Origin of the sequence: Colwellia sp. (assembly GCF_013214175.1) — a bacterium.
Classification (GTDB): Bacteria; Pseudomonadota; Gammaproteobacteria; order Enterobacterales; family Alteromonadaceae; genus Colwellia.
On sequence record NZ_JABSPA010000006.1, the window covers coordinates 167872 to 183537 of the forward strand.

Sequence of the window (15666 nt, forward strand, 5' to 3'; positions counted from 1 at the left end):
AGAGCAGTACTGACTGAGCTCAAGGTACTACCACAGCACGCTAACTCAGCGCACCAGCACTACCAACTAACTAAGCGCCATCACTACTTTTTCTGATTTAAGCCTTTGAGCCAATATCAGTACTAAAGCAGCGGTAATAGCGATGGTGACACCACTAGTAGTGAAAACGGCTAACCAATTCACATCAACGCCTTTAAAAATATCTTCAATGATAAGTGACTGCCCTGCAATGGGTAACCAACTTAACCATTGTGGCCTGTCATCCATCATCATAAGCACAAACGGTATAAATGCCGGTACACCAAGAATCATAGTTACCGTTGACTGCGCTTCTTTAAAACTTTTAGCTTGAAAAGCAAAGAAAAGTTGCAATGCTGAAGCAAAAAAGCAAATAGGTATTAACAATAGTATTAATACCAACGTAGAAGATAAGCCTAAGCTGAAGGTTGCGCCTATCTTTGTTAAGTCAATAAAACCAACTGAGATGGAGGTGAGCACTAAGAGCAGCACGACCCCGATAACTGAAATAGTCGAGGCACCAATTAATTTTGCTATGACTATTTTTAAGGTGCTGACCGGCTGACAAAGTAACATTTCAAGTACGTTACGTTCACGCTCTCCGGCACTTGAGTCGATGGCAACTGATAAACCAGACATAAACGCTGCCAGCATTAAGTACATACCTAAGATCATAGCGATCATCATAAAGGTGGCATCAGGTTTGGCGGTATCTTGCTCAACTAATTTTATCGGATTTAATAATCGCACATCAACACCGCGCAACTGCAGACGTTTATAACCAATAGTCATTGAGAATTCACGCACAGCACTATTAATACGGCTTACCGGCACTAAAACAGCTTTATCGGTATAATCAGCTTTTAAATGTATTTTTATTGGCTTACCTTCAGCCATGTTCTGTACATAGTCTTCAGGTATTTCTATAGCAATATTACGATCATCCCAAATTGCTTGATCACTTTCTGGAATATCAGCAAAAGCTAAAATATTCTTATCACTTAGATGCCTGATTAACTTAGGGGCATATTCTGCGCCAGTAAACTTAATATAAACCGGCGGTTGATCAACCGATTTTTCAATCATTATTTTTGTACCTACCACAATCATAATGGGCGCTAATATGGCGAAGCCGAGTGCTGCCATTAAAGCGCGTTTATCACGAAAAGCTTCTTTATACTCTTTTACAATAAGCGCTTTTAGTTGGATGAAATCTAAGTTCATTATGCAGCTACTCCTTCATCTGAACCAATCAATTTAACAAAGGCATCTTCAAGTTGTTCTTCACCGGCAAGGTCACATAACTCTTGTGGTGTACCTTGTGCTGCTACCTTACCGTTAGCAACAATAATCACCCGGTCACATAACGCAGCGACTTCTTGCATCACATGGGATGAAAACAAAATACAGTGCCCTTTAGCTTTAAATTTAGCCAAATGATTACGTAATACTCGTGTACTCATAACATCTAAACCACGGGTTGGTTCATCAAGTACAAAGTTTTTTGGCTGATGCACCAAAGCTTGCGCGAGTGTGACTTTCATTCGCTGTCCTTGTGAAAAACCAACGGTTTTACGGTGTGCTAACTCTTCCATATCTAAATCTTTGAGCACTTGTTCAATCGCTTGTTTTTTGGCTTCGCCAGTCATGCCATGCAGACTAGCAAAGTAATCTATTTGCTCGTAAGCCGTTAAACGTTCATACAAGCCAAATTTATCAGGGAAAACACCTAAGTTAGCACGTGCTGCAATTGGGTCTTCAGTAACTTTAATACCGTCAATAGTCGCAAAACCTTCGTCAGCAGAAAGTAAGCCATAGAGGGTACGTAAACAGGTGGTTTTCCCGGCTCCATTAGGCCCTAAAATACCGGTAATTTCGCCGTCTTTAGCTGTGAACGAAAGGCCGTCTAATGCTTTAACGGTATTTTTTTTGTCTTTTTTATCTATAAAGCTTTTATGTAGGTTAAATACTTCAATCATAATTTTTCCTTTGCTTTTTCTTTTACAAGAAATGAATGTGTCCTACTAAATACCGTTAACGCTAGTCATAAATTTTTCTGCTGGAATGTCATCAAGACACGACTCATCTAATGATTTAGGATCTTTTGTCGTTAAAAATTCATTAATTATTTTATTTGCACAAGTACTGGTCGCAACGATGTGCGCTGTGTTTTTAGCTACTATATGATGACTATTTGGCAAGGTTTTCGCTGTGCACTCACCATTGCTTGGTGGAGTTACGGGATCTAAATCCCCTGATAGAATAAGCGTAGGAATATTAGCGGTAACCGCTTGGTAGAAATCGTCACTTGGACGATACTGTGGAAACAACGGACAAATATTGTCAAAGATGAAATGACCTGTATCGCCATCAAAGTTATTATTGGCATCAGCAGCTTTCATTTGATCTGATATTTTAGGCACATCCTCATTACACACTATATTGAAGTGCAAGCCGGTATAAACTTGTTGTTCACCTTCAGTACTTGCCATTAAACCAATGAGTGGTTGGTAATTACCTAAATACGCTTGATTAATAACTAAAGGCACCAATGACCGACCTCTTGTACTGTATAATTGCATACGTAGGTTGCTAGTAAATTTATCTTCATCAAGTACAAATTTTATCGGGGTACCTAAACGTGGGTGCTGAATATCAAGCACTACCGGTGCTTTAGCTAAGCGTGTTTTCACTTGTTGAAATTCTTCGACTAAGTTAGGAAAGGCAGCATTACATGAGTCACTGTTTTTACAGTTTTCAACTAATGAGTCAAATGCACGCGCTACACTTTGTCCAAATAAACCAATAGGCACTTCAATAGGGCCAACACCGTCTAAGACAACACTTTCAAGTGATTCAGGAAACATGCGCATATACACTAAACTAGCTCGTGTACCGTAAGAACCACCATACACATTAATTTTCTCATGGCCTAAAGCTGAACGAACAGCATCAAAATCACGAATAGCGTTCTCTGAATTAAATTGACTTAAATCACCTTTAAACTGACTAATACAATCGGTTACATCACTTGCTTTAAAGTCTTTAATAATCGAACTGTAAACACTTTGTTCGTCTTCAAATTCGCAAGATAATGGGTGACTTTCTCCGGTACCACGTTGATCGACTAAAATAATATCGCGTGTTTTTCTTACTTCACGAAAAGTACGTTCTAAAAGTGTGGCGAGTTCAGTTGCTGCTTGTCCTGGGCCGCCCGCTAAAAACATTAACGGTGCTTTGTATTCGCTATTATCTATGGCTGGTAATACCGCAAAGTTTACCGATATTTTATCACCGTCGGGCTTTTGGTAGTTTTCTGGTACTTCAAGCTTGCCACATTTTACTTGCGAACGTATCTCACCTAAATGGCAGTTTTCCAAGGTTAAGTTATTATCACTCGCCCAACTTGTAGAGGCCATTGACAACAAACCTAGCGTAAAAATTTTTTTCCACGTTTTTTCCCACAGTGTTTTCATTCTATCTTTCCTTAATAAAGCGTTGAACAGTTAGTCTTCGCCATTTCAGATTTATTACAAAAAAGTTAATAAAATAACAAAATAAAATTAAACGACTGATAATTAAGTAATTAATATAATACCATTTTCATTAAGTTTGTGATCTTGTTGTGCATAGGAAAAATACATCAGGCCAAGGCGCTCGATTGAGCAATAGCGTGCTATTGGGATTGAGAGCAACGCCGACCTGAAGTATTTTAACCAGCACAAGTGGGCAATAATTTAATGAAATTGGTATAAGGTAGCAAAAGTCACTCTCTAGGTTTTTTTTATAGATATAACTAGATGCTTAATAGCAAAGATATCCGACCACTTCGTGCCTACTGCCCGCTAAAGTAGCCAATAAGCAATCAATTCGCTCCTTTATCCCGCCCAAGGGTAAAAAAAATTAAATAGCCATTCCCAAACGCGCAAATAAGGGATATGGTTTAGTCATAGCTTTTTAATAATATTGAGGATTACATATGGACTTAAATCAGTGGGTAGATGAATTATTTGAAGTGTTTGATGAAGACAAAGATGGTGTAATTAATCGCACTGAATTTGTTGAGCTAATTGATGTTTTATTACAAGACAAAGGTATTCGCATGTGTGAAACCATTTTTAATCGTTTTGATAAAAATCACAGTAACTCTATCTCTAAAGATGAATTAAAAGATATGGTTATTGAATTAGCCCTTTAAGCTAGATTCATAAATAGCGCTAGCACTGCAAGGCTAAACGAGTTTTAGCCTTAAACTTACTCTTAGACAAAACACTTTCTTTGCTTTGCGATTGAGCGTACACTTGTACACTGAATAAACTCAAGCGATGACATATGCCTTTCCAGAAAAATATTCCTGCAAACAATTCACAACTAACGCCCTATAGCCGCAGTGAAGAAGCCCTTAATGCAATCAGCCACGCCTTTGGCCTATTACTAAGTTGCTTAGCGCTATTTTTATTGTTAAAAAATAGCCATGGTGATATTAATCGCATCATCAGTTTTAGTGTCTTTGCTAGCAGTGGTATTTTGCTCTTTCTAGCATCAACTATTTACCATAGCTTGACCAATGTACGCGCTAAAAGCGTATTCAAATTACTCGACCACTGTGCGATTTACCTACTTATTGCCGGCACCTATACACCACTATTCGCCATAACTTTAGCCGGTCCACTTGGCTATAGCTTACTGGCTATTATCTGGCTGTTGGCTATTTCGGGTATTATTTTTAAAATAAAGTTTGGTAATAAATATAAAAAAATATCCTTATGCACTTATTTAGCCATGAGTTTTATTTCCCTAGGCATTCTAGGTGAACTATATAAGGCTCTACCTGAACAAGCGGTTAGTCTATTGGCATTAGGTGGGCTAATTTATTGTCTGGGCGTATTATTCTATGTCAAAAAATCTGTAGCTTACACCCATGCTATTTGGCACCTTTTTGTTTTAGGTGGCGCCACTTGTCACTTCTTGATGATTTATTGGTATGTTTAATACTGAAAATTAAAAAGTTAATAGACACAAAAAAGCCACACTCTATATTAGTTATAATTAAAGAGTGTGGCTTTAAAATGTTTACCTTTGTCGGCCAAAGGCTGGAAACTACTTTATATAACTATATAAGGTTGTTAATCGCTATTTCTTGATTCACGTCAGCGTCATAATCAACACCTTCAATACCAAAACCAAACAGCTTTAAGAACTCTTGATGATAAGCAACATAATCTGTTAACTCATCAATAGTATCAGTATCAACCTTGTTCCAAATATCAGTAACACGTTGCTGAACGCTATCTTCTAATTCTTTATAATTTTGACGGAAACGGCCTTGCTCGTCTAAACGTGGCGAGTCACTGTAAATATTCTCTTTGAATAAGTTAGCAATTTGTTCGATACAACCTTCGTAAGTACCGTCAGCTTTCATCACTTTAAACATTGCTGAAATGTATAACGGCATAATTGGAATGGCAGAGCTTGCTTGCGTTACTACGGCATTTAATGAGGTAACACGGGCTTTACCATTTAAATCAGCCGTTGCTGCATTAATTGCTGTTGCAGCTCGGTCTAAATCTTCTTTGGCTTTACCTATGGTAGCTTTACCGTAAATTGGCCAAGTTAATTCTTTACCAATATAAGTGTAAGCTACAGTTTTAACGCCTTCTGCTAATACACCTGCTTCAGCTAGCGCGTTCATCCATAATTCCCAGTCAGCACCGCCCATTACATCGATAGTACCTTGAATTTCAGCTTCATTTGCTGCTTCAACAGATATTTCATCAATAGTACGCTTTGAGGTATTAAGGTTCTTAGTGGTAACACTTTGACCAATTGGCTTTAACGTAGAAGAATAAACTTCACCGGTATCTGGATCAGTTCTACGTGGAGAAGCTAATGAATAAACAACTAAATCGACTTTGCCCATATCGGCTTTAATAGCTGCAATCGCTTTTGCTTTTATTTCATGAGAAAAAGCATCGCCATTAATGTTCTTAGCGTAAATTCCTGCTGCATCTGCCGCTTTTACGAAAGCTGCAGTGTTATACCAACCAGCAGAAGCGGTTTTTCTTTCTGTCGGTGGCTTTTCAAAGAAAATACCCAAGGTTTTAGCATCATGAGCAAAAGTTGATGTGATACGTGAAGCTAAACCATAACCAGTAGAAGCACCAATAACTAAAACATTTTTAGGACCCGTAGTCGCAGATGTTTGCGATTTTACATAAGCAATTTGCTTATTCACATGCGCTTCACAACCTACAGGGTGAGCATTAGTACAGATAAAACCACGAATTTTTGGTTTGATAACCATAAGTAAACCTTTTTTATTTATATTAGTGACTCAGCTACCGTATACCATTTGCATAAATTATAGCTAAGGTTTGAAAGAGACTTTCAATAATTTTGTCACATTGTACCCTGCCTTAAGCATAAAGAGGTACGACCAGAAGGCAATGTGCTCTATCGCTTATTTTCCGCCGCCTAAGCAGTTTGGCGAGCTTGGTGTATTGTTAGCGTACTGCTCTTGCCATTGTGACTCGGTATAGGTGTGTAATGCCAGCGCATGAATTTTTTCAGCAAGCTCTTCTGCCAGCACTGCATTAATTAAGCGATGACGCTTAATTAATCGTTCACCTTCAAAAGCCTTAGCAACAATAACCACTTTAAAGTGTGACTCACTGCCTGGCGGTACATTATGGTTATTGCTTTCGTTGATCACATCTAGGTGTGAAGGCTGAAAAGCATCAATTAGTTTTTTTTCGATAATAGCGGCAACAGTCATTTTTTTCTCGCTGAATTAAGTGGATAGACCAACAATATGCTGTGAATTATGACACAATAGCGGGCAAATTTTCACTGCCATTTTAGCCAATTATATGATCAGCCCTTTTATTGTTAATGATAAGAACTTATTCCTAAGCCGTTTCCCTGCTGCGCAAGTAAACCGTAGTTTACAAGCATGGGACTCAGCCGATGAGTACCTAATAAACTATATTGAAGAACAAGGTTTAATTAACGCTAATACCAAGGTGGCTATTTTTAATGATGCCTTTGGCGCATTGGCAACGAATTTTTGCCATTCGGGTAGTGAGAATGCTGAAGTAGTTTGTATTAATGACTCTTATATCAGTAGCCTAGGCATAAGCTACAACATAGAGCAAAATTATTTAGACGATAGCAATATTACCCAGCTAAACTCGCTTGATGCCTTACCTAATGACATTGATGTCATTTTATATAAAATTCCTAAAAGCAAAGCAATGTTAATTGAACAGCTTATTCAAATTAAGCAATCGGTTAGCGATAACTGTATTTTTATCGCCGCAGATCGCGCTAAAGAAATACACAGCGCCACCTTAAAAGTGTTTGAAAAATACCTAGGTACAACTAAAACCTCTTTAGCGGTAAAAAAAGCCCGCTTAGTATTTTGCCAGTTTGACTGTCATTTAACTAATCAACAGGTAAATCACTCGCCTTTTCCAACGGTATGGACCATAACGCATAAATCTACCAATGACTCACCTTCACGTGAACTTAGCATTAGCAATCATGCCAATGTTTATGCCAGAGAAAAGTTAGATATTGGCGCGCGATACTTTATTGAAAACTTACCTGAAGTTGCCGCTAACAGCAAAGTAATTGATTTAGGCTGTGGTAATGGCGTGATTGGTCTAACCGTATTGGCTAACCAACCTGAAGCACATGTTCAGTTTATTGATGAATCAACTATGGCCATCGCTTCTGCTAAAGAAAACATAAAAACAAACCTACCTGAATCAATTGAAAATTGTGAGTTTATCCTTAATGACTCATTGACCGATATAGAAGGTGGTAGTGTTGATTTAATTTTGTGTAATCCACCTTTTCATCAAAATACCGCTACCACAGATCATATTGCTTGGCAGATGTTTAAAGACAGTCATAGGGTATTAAAGAAAGGCGGAGAGTTACGCATTATTGGTAACCAGCAGTTAGCTTATCATATTAAGTTACAACGTCTTTTTGGTAACGAAACCTTAATCGCCAGTAATAATAAGTTTGTCACGCAATCTGCAATTAAACGATAAGAGAAGATAGATAAAATAATGAATTTATACAGATTACAATCAATAATTCTAGCTTCATTACTTGTCAGCATTGTTGGTTGTAGTGCCGCGCCTACTCATTTAATAGTATCGCCACAAGTGAACATAGCGCCATCGAACCAGCTATCTCATAAAGAAGCACAGCTAAATGTTGTTGATATGCGTACCAGTACGCATATTATTCAAATACTGGAAAAGGATGAAGCAGCAACAATACTTTCATCCGAACAGCGTCTTGAAGATATTATTCAGGGAATTTTAGTTAAACAATGGCAACAGCAAGGTTTATCTTTTACTGATAACGCAACAAACAAGATGACTGTAACTATAGAAAAAGCAGTCATCAGTGTTGATCAAGAAAGTGTTAGCTATAACACCCAAAGTGAAATTATCATTAAAGTTTCTATTGATAACAGCAAGCAAACCCTGACCAGTCGCTTTAAAACGCGTGGCCATAGCGAAGGTGCTCTTAATGCTGATATCGCGGTGTTAGAACGTGAATTTAATCAGCATTTGAGTAGTTTGTTAAAACAAATTTTATCCAGTAACGACATTAAAACTTTTTTATAGAAGATTGCAGGGGGGCTATTCGCCTCCCCCATAATCGGTAGGTAATTATGAAACTTTTTTTTCAATTTATTATTTTAAGCACTTTGCTAATCAGTAGTACGTTTAGCTATGCGGTTGATCCAACGAACATTTATCCTAAAGTAAAATTGCAAACCTCTATGGGGGTAATTGTTGTTGAACTTGATAGAGTGAAAGCCCCTATTACCGTGGATAATTTTCTCGAGTATGTGGTAAAAGGTGAATATAACAACACCATTTTCCATCGTATTATTGATGACTTTATTGTCCAAGGTGGTGCTTATGACGCTAAGTTTACCGCCAAGAAGCTAGGTAAAAACATTATTAATGAATCTGGTAACGGTTTAAAAAATGAAATGGGTACCATTGCCATGGCTAAAGAAAATCGACCACATACAGCCAATCGCCAATTCTTTTTTAACCTAGCAGACAACACTACATTAGACCCTGGCAGAAAGTGGGGCTATGCTGTTTTTGGCGCCATCGTTGAAGGTGAAGAGGTACTAACAGCCATAGCTAAAGTACCGACAGATTACAACGAAGAAATGGCTTGGAATGATGTACCACTAAAACCAGTCATGTTAATCAAAGCAACTCTTTTACCGGCAGATAATTAAGCCAAGTTTACTTTATCTATGCTAACCAACATTTTACAAAAAAGTAACAAAAAAAAGCGCTATTTTTTTGACAAAAATCCAATTATCACCGATAAATAAGATAGCCAATAAAAAAGATCACAAATAAAAATAAAAATGTGAATCAATAATAAGGCGCTAATTCTTTGCCGGTGATCACCATTACCCTAGCTAAACACCGCCATTCGTAGTGCCAAGTAGTATATGTATTAAGGGGACTTCATGATAATTGAGCAGTTTATCGATCAAAAAATACTAGAAATGCACGCCTATGTTGGCGCAGTCATCGAACAAAAGCTTCACTATACTGAGTTAGACCGCTTTATTTTAGACACAATGTCCGAGTGGACTTTATTAAATGTTATTGATGAAACGCCACACAGCGCTAAAGAGCGGGTATTTTGGCATTTAATGCACGAAGTGAGCTTACATGGTGCGCAAGCACTAGGCCAAGATCTATTTTTCAAAAGTGAAATGAACACTTGTTTAGATTTCTTCAACGGCTCCGGTAGTTACCCTATTGACTGTATTGGCTGGCGCCCCATCGCTTAGCTAAACGGAGCTTAAATTTAACCAATCATTAAATAATCACTCAAATAACATGATCCTCTTCTGCTAGTAGCAAGCCTCTGATAGACTGAAAGTATTACCTTTTATCATCTTGAATTACTTGTTAATGCCAACGAACTTTCCAGCAAAAACTAGCTCTTTTAAAGAAGCAATCTTAAATAAGCGTATGCTTATTTGTATTTTTACCGGTTTTAGTTCTATTTTAAGCGCTGGTGTTCCTGTTATGAATCAACAATTCCCCTCGGTTTATTTTAAAGGTAACGTCTAAATGCCACAAAATAAAACATGGTTGCAAAGCGCCAAAATTTATTTGGAAAGACGTGTCGCCATCCTATTTTTCCTAGGGTTTTCTGCCGGATTACCTATCCTTTTAGTTTTTTCGACACTTTCATTCTGGTTGCGTGAGGCAGGTGTTAGCCGTGCAAATATCGGCTATTTTAGTTGGATAGCACTCGCTTATGCATTTAAATGGATTTGGGCACCTTTTGTTGATCGATTATCGATTCCTATTTTAACTAACTACTTAGGCCGTCGTCGTAGTTGGCTACTAGTATCTCAAATATCTATTGTCTTTGCGCTCGTGGGTATGGCTATGAGCGACCCGCAAGTCAACCTTACTCTCTTCGTTATTTTTGCAATGATTGTGGCATATAGCTCTGCAACACAAGATATTGTCATTGACGCTTACCGCATCGAATCAGCCCCTGAGAAGTTTCAAGCAGCAATGGCCGCTGCTTATATGACCGGATATCGCCTTGCTATGATTATGGCCGGTGCAGGATCTCTTGCTATCGCTGCTTGGGCGAGTCCTAGTGATGCCTATCAACTGAGTGCATGGTCACTTTCCTACCTTGTAATGGCGGGTTGCATGTTTGTGGGTATAATAACTACTTTTATCTGTCATGAACCGGCATACCTCGATAAGCACAGCAATAAGCTTAAACAGATAGAAACTAAACTTGAACATCAGCACATCCCCCATTTTTTTTCACGGTTTATCGCATGGCTTGATATCGCGGTTGTCGCTCCTTTTTCTGACTTCTTTAAACGTTATGGTAAACAATCTCTACTAATATTATTATTAATTGGCACATATCGAATATCAGATATTGTCATGGGTATCATGGCCAATCCTTTTTATGTAGATATGGGATATACCAAAGGAGAAGTTGCAGCTATAAGTAAAGTCTTTGGTGTTATTATGACGTTAATCGGCGCAGGTCTTGGGGGAATATTACTAACCAGATATAGTACCTATTCCATTCTTTTTTTAGGTGCTTTTTTAGTAGTTATCACTAACTTAATTTTTGCTGTGCTTGCTTTTTCCGGCAAAGATCTTATCCTTTTAACAGTGATTATCTCAATGGATAATATTAGTGCAGGTATTGCCACAACCGCCTTTATCACTTATATATCTAAACTAACCAATATAGAATTTTCAGCAACACAATACGCACTATTAAGCTCGATGATGTTGTTACTGCCCAAGTTTATTGCAGGTTTTTCAGGGGTGTATGTAGATAGTTTTGGGTACATAAACTTCTTTATTAGCTCTGCTTTAATTGGTGTACCCGTTTTAGGCTTAATTGTACTATTGAAACGGGTGATTGAAGAAGATAACAGCGATGATGTGAATGAAAATTCAAAACAAATTAACAAGGTAACACTATGATAAAATTTTTCTTCTTACTGCCTATTATTATGTGCGCCATTTGGACTTGGTATCTTAGCGCTAATGATTATTCACTAAAGCAAGGTGTCAAAGGCTTTACCTACATCCTTGCCTTCAACACTATCATTGTTGGCTTCTTTGTCATGATGATTTATGTAACCCACTGATTTACTCTAAATAGTAATATTAAATATCACCAATACAGGGTTATTTAAGGCGTAATAATTTATTCTGACCGGCTTCTTACTGGTACCTGCTCAGACAATAAATTAACCCGCTATATTGATAAGAAATAAAGCAAAAGCTCTTTTTATGTCATACACTTAAGCTATGTTTTTATAGGGTTTTATTTGTCTTATGTTAATTGTCGATCAAAGTGTCTTAGATGATATTAGCCGTGGATTTTCTGTACCGGCCCAGCCAAAATTACTCCTCGAATTACTTAAACTTATGGCTGAGACTAGCCCTGATGTTAATGCTATCAGCGCCGCTATCAGTAAAGATATCGCCGTCAGTGCCGCTATTTTAAAAACCATTAACTCACCGCTATACGGTTTAAGTAGAACAGTGACGGATATCAAGATGTCCGTGAACTACATTGGTATTTTTGGGGTTGTCATGTTAGTTACTGGCAGCTTACTTAAAAAGAGCTTTGATCCTAAAAACTGCAGTATAGATTTAGAAGATTTTTGGCAATTCACATCAGATATTGCCAGTGTAGCAATGATAATAGGTCAAAGATTCAAACCCCAAATTGCCAATGATAAATTTTTTAGTTTAGGGTTATTTCATGCCTGCGGTGTGCCTGTAATGGCAATGAAATATGATGATTACCAGAAAATACTCGATGGTGGATTAACAACACCTGAGTTAGAGCTAACTACCGTTGAAGAAGCACACTATGGCTTTAATCATACAACCATAGGTTTTTATGTTGCTAGCTCGTGGCGTTTACCCAAAGATGTTTGCCAAATCATTCTAAGGCACCATGAGCGTTCTTTTTTAACTGAACTGAATGGCTCGGAAGCACAAGATTTATTTGCCGTATTAAAGCTATGCGAGCATTTGATGTCTTTAAAGTACTTGGAGCGCCCTTCTACTGATTGGCCCTATGTTGAAGAAAAAGTGCTCACAGTTATGGCTATTGATAACAACACATTACAAGCTCTCATTACGGAGTTTACTTGCATCAGTGCGGAAAGTACCAATGAGTAAATATAACTTTTTATGGTGTGATTCACTTAAGCTAAGTTAATTTTTCTTAGTTGAATAGCTTTACGATAAACCGTTGGTGAATTGCCCCCAAGAAAGTAGCAAGGCTCTAAAATCATCTAAACCACAAGCCGCTATTTCATTTTGATCAAGGTGAATATGCTCATCTGTTAACATCTCAGGCAAACCTTCACCACTACCATTTAATGAACCATTCATGCTGACGTTAGTTTGAATCGAAACATCTTCGTTATTTAAGGTAATAGAGTATTCGCTTCCGGTGATTAGTATCTCTTGCGACTGACCAGTTTCAATATTGTCTATCGCTGTGAGTAAGTCGGTAAGTTTGTTGACGTTATGTCCTACTTCAACTTCCATCCATGGACCTATGACCTCATGCTCTAATGAAAAGAGCGCTCTGGCTTCGCCTGTGATGGCGTCGTGTACAAATTCATATTCCATAGCCTTTCCTATAAATGGCAGTATAAAAGGGCCTACATTAAGTGTAGCAAAGCTTTACAGCTTTAAGACCAATTCTAATAAATTAAAGCGACTATTGTGCTTGCCACTGGCAAGTAAGTAAGGCACTGCTAGCCATTTGGCTATCTTCTTGCTGTAAGTATATTTGACCAACAAAGCTATCTTCAGTAGCAATAACACCGACACCTTTAGGTGTGCCTGTCATCACAATATCGCCATCTTCAAGACTAATAAAGCGCTGTAATTCTTTTAATATTTCATCCGGTTTAACCATCATTAAGCTGACGCCACCTTGCTGTTTTAACTCATCATTGATGACTAAAGACAAGTTTAACTGACTGAGGCCTTCTTCAGGTATAGCAACAAAGTCACTAAATACCGCAGAACCATCAAAAGCCTTAGCGCGCTCCCAAGGAAGGCCTTTAGTTTTTAACTTTCCTTGTACTTCTCGCTTAGTTAAATCTAAACCTAGGGCCACCGCAGTGAACTGCCCGCCTTGATACAAAAAACTTAACTCGGCTTCATAGTGTAAGGCATCATCATTATGCTTAGCACTAAGTGTTGTAGTAATGGCTGAATTTGGCTTTAAAAACACCACCATTTCATCCGGTATTTCATTGGCAAGCTCTTTGATGTGGTCGACATAATTACGGCCGATACAAACTACTTTTGATGGCGTGACTTGCTGCACCGATTTATCAATGGCAACTAAGGTGACTGTATTCATAAACGAACCTATTTAGCTTACTAAGTGATATTAGCGGGCATAGTAATGAGTTACGCCTTATTGGACAAGTGGATTTTCTGACTAACGGTAAAATATAAATGCATACACTTGATCATTAAGAGCAGTAGCCAACTAAACTCAAGCAAAAGACAAGCAGCAAAGAACACATACAAACTGGGCTCACATATTACCGCCAACAGTGATAAGCCACTGAGAATATGTAGATAGTAGAGCGCCAAGCCCTGTTTTTTGTTTAAAAACTCATGCATATGCGGAATAAACTGCATCGCTGAAAAGTCAATTAAACAACGCTGTTGCAAGTGGGTGTAACTCAAGAATGGCAATATTTTTAGTAACATAGCCTGGATTACTGACAGCAGATAAAAGTAGATGAAAATAGCGGTTAACAGCATAGTTTTATCTGGTAGTGCAATGAATAACGGCGTATCAGCTGAACGATAAAAACTATCGGGTAAGAAGTACAGTACATTAAGTAACAACAGCGTTGCCGCAGCCAGTTGCCAGTATTTAATACTGGTGTCGTCTATTTTACGCTTGCGTTGATTGATCACATAAAACAAGGTAAGTGCAAACACACCATGACTAATAACAATTAGCCCCAAGGCAAACTCGGCATAGACCATATAAACCAGCAAGAAGATAAAAATACTGACACTAAGATACTGCCTGATATATTTCGGCATATTAGGCGCGACATGAAACATAGGTAACACTTGAAAACTCACCGAAATAATTAAGATACCCGCCCAACCAACTAAACCGAAAAGCGCATGGATGTTGGTGAACTGCTTATCAAGAGTAAATGGCATTGTAATGCCTGCTCTACTTGCTAACAGTAATACTCCTAACAGCAAAACCACAACCAAGGATGTTAACGCTAGTCGAAAGCCATTAATGGCATCGCTCTGGCTTATTTTTTTTACTAATAGCCAAATAATAGCGCAGAGATAAATGCCAAAACCTAAACTGAGCAGTATTAATGCCGAAATCGTTAACCAGTTTTCTGCAAAGATAAAATTTAACATTAAGGCAATCACGCCAGCACTATATAGAATATGACTAGTGCTAGCCATTAGCCTAGGCTTGGCCAAGCCAATCCCGCCAATAACGGGCAGCAATTGTAATAATGCTCCCATCATTACCATAGTTAAAAAGCCTAAGGTAAAACCGTGAGTGAGCGCTAACATATTAGCTTGCCACCGACTGAGCCATAATGCTTCACCGGAAAATAAAATTAACAAAGCACAAGCAATGATAAAAAGTGGTGCACTGATAAAAAATCGAAAAGGTAAGTCGATAGGAGGTAACGCATTAAATGATAAGCCAGACATGTTCATGGCGAGCCTTTATTTTAACAAGGGAATGATTAACAGCTGCAAACAATTGCCTATGGAGGGTTGAACACTTCACCGTCAAAGTGCTGCTCAAACAAAAGCTGATCAATTTGACGGTAGATGAACAGCGAAATATTATTATCATCATGTACTTGGCAATGATAAGCCCAAGCCGCTTGATGTAATTTTTCATACAAAGGAAAGGGCTGTCGTCTATGAGTCACTAATAAGCAATGATCTGCTGGCAAACGCGCCAAGGCCGTAATTATCACAGTCATTGGCTCTGGCGGGGCAAGCTCAGTTACATCAACAACGACAAGCTTCATCATCC

The 15666-nt window shown here is 38.2% G+C and carries 18 protein-coding genes; 9 read left to right on the top strand and 9 right to left on the bottom strand.

The features are described 5' to 3' along the window. Positions 1-66 precede the first annotated feature (66 nt). From HRT55_RS15060 to HRT55_RS15070, 3 genes are read right to left on the bottom strand one after another with little or no spacing between them, the layout of a single operon-like run. Positions 67-1242 carry an ABC transporter permease gene (locus HRT55_RS15060; protein ID WP_291622576.1) on the bottom strand — a complete coding sequence of 392 codons (1176 nt, stop codon included), beginning with the start codon at positions 1240-1242 and terminating at the stop codon, positions 67-69. Further along, positions 1242-1997: an ATP-binding cassette domain-containing protein gene (locus HRT55_RS15065; RefSeq protein WP_291622577.1), complete on the bottom strand. Its 756-nt coding sequence runs from the start codon at positions 1995-1997 to the stop codon at positions 1242-1244. The genes HRT55_RS15060 and HRT55_RS15065 overlap by 1 nt, the downstream gene beginning before the upstream one ends. A 45-nt stretch (positions 1998-2042) precedes the next feature. Further along, positions 2043-3494 (bottom strand): alpha/beta hydrolase, encoded by a 1452-nt coding sequence (locus tag HRT55_RS15070; RefSeq protein ID WP_291622578.1) that lies wholly within the window; start codon positions 3492-3494, stop codon positions 2043-2045. Between the two features lie 503 nt (positions 3495-3997). Here HRT55_RS15070 and HRT55_RS15075 point away from each other — a divergent pair. Continuing rightward, the gene (locus tag HRT55_RS15075; protein WP_291622580.1) at positions 3998-4216 is read left to right on the top strand and encodes an EF-hand domain-containing protein; all 219 of its coding nucleotides are present in this window, start codon (positions 3998-4000) and stop codon (positions 4214-4216) included. A 134-nt stretch (positions 4217-4350) separates the two neighbouring features. Further along, positions 4351-5010: a hemolysin III family protein gene (locus tag HRT55_RS15080; protein WP_291622582.1), complete on the top strand. Its 660-nt coding sequence runs from the start codon at positions 4351-4353 to the stop codon at positions 5008-5010. Positions 5011-5131: 121 nt separating this feature from the next. On the opposite strand, the gene fabV is transcribed toward HRT55_RS15080, so the two are convergent. Together fabV and HRT55_RS15090 are read right to left on the bottom strand one after the other, a co-directional pair. Next, on the bottom strand, positions 5132-6322 hold the full coding sequence (fabV, locus tag HRT55_RS15085; protein WP_291622584.1) for an enoyl-ACP reductase FabV: 1191 nt from the start codon (positions 6320-6322) through the stop codon (positions 5132-5134). A 156-nt stretch (positions 6323-6478) separates the two neighbouring features. Further along, a complete protein-coding gene (locus HRT55_RS15090) occupies positions 6479-6793 on the bottom strand; it encodes a BolA/IbaG family iron-sulfur metabolism protein (protein ID WP_291622586.1) in 315 nt (104 codons plus the stop codon). Between the two features lie 94 nt (positions 6794-6887). Between HRT55_RS15090 and HRT55_RS15095 the strand changes: the two genes are divergently transcribed. From HRT55_RS15095 to HRT55_RS15125, 7 genes are all read left to right on the top strand, one after another. Beyond that, a complete protein-coding gene (locus tag HRT55_RS15095) occupies positions 6888-8078 on the top strand; it encodes a methyltransferase (RefSeq protein WP_291622587.1) in 1191 nt (396 codons plus the stop codon). An 18-nt stretch (positions 8079-8096) separates the two neighbouring features. Next, positions 8097-8666, top strand: coding sequence for a YajG family lipoprotein (locus HRT55_RS15100; RefSeq protein ID WP_291622590.1), 570 nt, complete (start codon positions 8097-8099; stop codon positions 8664-8666). A gap of 47 nt (positions 8667-8713) precedes the next feature. Beyond that, on the top strand, positions 8714-9301 hold the full coding sequence (locus tag HRT55_RS15105) for a peptidylprolyl isomerase (protein ID WP_291622592.1): 588 nt from the start codon (positions 8714-8716) through the stop codon (positions 9299-9301). Positions 9302-9541: 240 nt separating this feature from the next. Beyond that, a complete protein-coding gene (locus tag HRT55_RS15110; RefSeq protein WP_291622594.1) occupies positions 9542-9871 on the top strand; it encodes a hypothetical protein in 330 nt (109 codons plus the stop codon). Between the two features lie 286 nt (positions 9872-10157). Further along, a complete protein-coding gene (locus tag HRT55_RS15115) occupies positions 10158-11561 on the top strand; it encodes an MFS transporter (protein WP_291622596.1) in 1404 nt (467 codons plus the stop codon). After that, complete coding sequence (locus tag HRT55_RS15120) at positions 11558-11728, top strand: hypothetical protein (RefSeq protein ID WP_291622598.1); 171 nt, start codon at positions 11558-11560, stop codon at positions 11726-11728. Before HRT55_RS15115 ends, HRT55_RS15120 begins: the two co-directional genes overlap by 4 nt. Positions 11729-11918: 190 nt before the next feature. Next, a complete protein-coding gene (locus HRT55_RS15125; RefSeq protein WP_291622599.1) occupies positions 11919-12776 on the top strand; it encodes an HDOD domain-containing protein in 858 nt (285 codons plus the stop codon). 60 nt (positions 12777-12836) lie between these two features. On the opposite strand, the gene HRT55_RS15130 is transcribed toward HRT55_RS15125, so the two are convergent. The 4 genes from HRT55_RS15130 to HRT55_RS15145 form a co-directional block, all read right to left on the bottom strand. Next, complete coding sequence (locus tag HRT55_RS15130; RefSeq protein ID WP_291622601.1) at positions 12837-13235, bottom strand: YacL family protein; 399 nt, start codon at positions 13233-13235, stop codon at positions 12837-12839. A 91-nt stretch (positions 13236-13326) separates the two neighbouring features. Further along, positions 13327-13980: a fumarylacetoacetate hydrolase family protein gene (locus HRT55_RS15135; RefSeq protein WP_291622603.1), complete on the bottom strand. Its 654-nt coding sequence runs from the start codon at positions 13978-13980 to the stop codon at positions 13327-13329. A 50-nt stretch (positions 13981-14030) separates the two neighbouring features. Continuing rightward, positions 14031-15332 (bottom strand): hypothetical protein, encoded by a 1302-nt coding sequence (locus HRT55_RS15140; protein WP_291622605.1) that lies wholly within the window; start codon positions 15330-15332, stop codon positions 14031-14033. 56 nt (positions 15333-15388) lie between these two features. After that, on the bottom strand, positions 15389-15664 hold the full coding sequence (locus tag HRT55_RS15145) for a DUF2249 domain-containing protein (RefSeq protein WP_291622607.1): 276 nt from the start codon (positions 15662-15664) through the stop codon (positions 15389-15391). Between the last annotated feature and the right edge of the window lie 2 nt (positions 15665-15666).

What these genes read in the sequence shown, in the direction of transcription:
- HRT55_RS15060 (WP_291622576.1), bottom strand. Translation starts at nt 1,242, where the DNA reads ATGAACTTAGATTTCATCCAACTAAAAGCGCTTATTGTAAAAGAGTAT.
- HRT55_RS15065 (WP_291622577.1), bottom strand. Translation starts at nt 1,997, where the DNA reads ATGATTGAAGTATTTAACCTACATAAAAGCTTTATAGATAAAAAAGAC.
- HRT55_RS15070 (WP_291622578.1), bottom strand. Translation starts at nt 3,494, where the DNA reads ATGAAAACACTGTGGGAAAAAACGTGGAAAAAAATTTTTACGCTAGGT.
- HRT55_RS15075 (WP_291622580.1), top strand. Translation starts at nt 3,998, where the DNA reads ATGGACTTAAATCAGTGGGTAGATGAATTATTTGAAGTGTTTGATGAA.
- HRT55_RS15080 (WP_291622582.1), top strand. Translation starts at nt 4,351, where the DNA reads ATGCCTTTCCAGAAAAATATTCCTGCAAACAATTCACAACTAACGCCC.
- fabV (WP_291622584.1), bottom strand. Translation starts at nt 6,322, where the DNA reads ATGGTTATCAAACCAAAAATTCGTGGTTTTATCTGTACTAATGCTCAC.
- HRT55_RS15090 (WP_291622586.1), bottom strand. Translation starts at nt 6,793, where the DNA reads ATGACTGTTGCCGCTATTATCGAAAAAAAACTAATTGATGCTTTTCAG.
- HRT55_RS15095 (WP_291622587.1), top strand. Translation starts at nt 6,888, where the DNA reads ATGATCAGCCCTTTTATTGTTAATGATAAGAACTTATTCCTAAGCCGT.
- HRT55_RS15100 (WP_291622590.1), top strand. Translation starts at nt 8,097, where the DNA reads ATGAATTTATACAGATTACAATCAATAATTCTAGCTTCATTACTTGTC.
- HRT55_RS15105 (WP_291622592.1), top strand. Translation starts at nt 8,714, where the DNA reads ATGAAACTTTTTTTTCAATTTATTATTTTAAGCACTTTGCTAATCAGT.
- HRT55_RS15110 (WP_291622594.1), top strand. Translation starts at nt 9,542, where the DNA reads ATGATAATTGAGCAGTTTATCGATCAAAAAATACTAGAAATGCACGCC.
- HRT55_RS15115 (WP_291622596.1), top strand. Translation starts at nt 10,158, where the DNA reads ATGCCACAAAATAAAACATGGTTGCAAAGCGCCAAAATTTATTTGGAA.
- HRT55_RS15120 (WP_291622598.1), top strand. Translation starts at nt 11,558, where the DNA reads ATGATAAAATTTTTCTTCTTACTGCCTATTATTATGTGCGCCATTTGG.
- HRT55_RS15125 (WP_291622599.1), top strand. Translation starts at nt 11,919, where the DNA reads ATGTTAATTGTCGATCAAAGTGTCTTAGATGATATTAGCCGTGGATTT.
- HRT55_RS15130 (WP_291622601.1), bottom strand. Translation starts at nt 13,235, where the DNA reads ATGGAATATGAATTTGTACACGACGCCATCACAGGCGAAGCCAGAGCG.
- HRT55_RS15135 (WP_291622603.1), bottom strand. Translation starts at nt 13,980, where the DNA reads ATGAATACAGTCACCTTAGTTGCCATTGATAAATCGGTGCAGCAAGTC.
- HRT55_RS15140 (WP_291622605.1), bottom strand. Translation starts at nt 15,332, where the DNA reads ATGTCTGGCTTATCATTTAATGCGTTACCTCCTATCGACTTACCTTTT.
- HRT55_RS15145 (WP_291622607.1), bottom strand. Translation starts at nt 15,664, where the DNA reads ATGATGAAGCTTGTCGTTGTTGATGTAACTGAGCTTGCCCCGCCAGAG.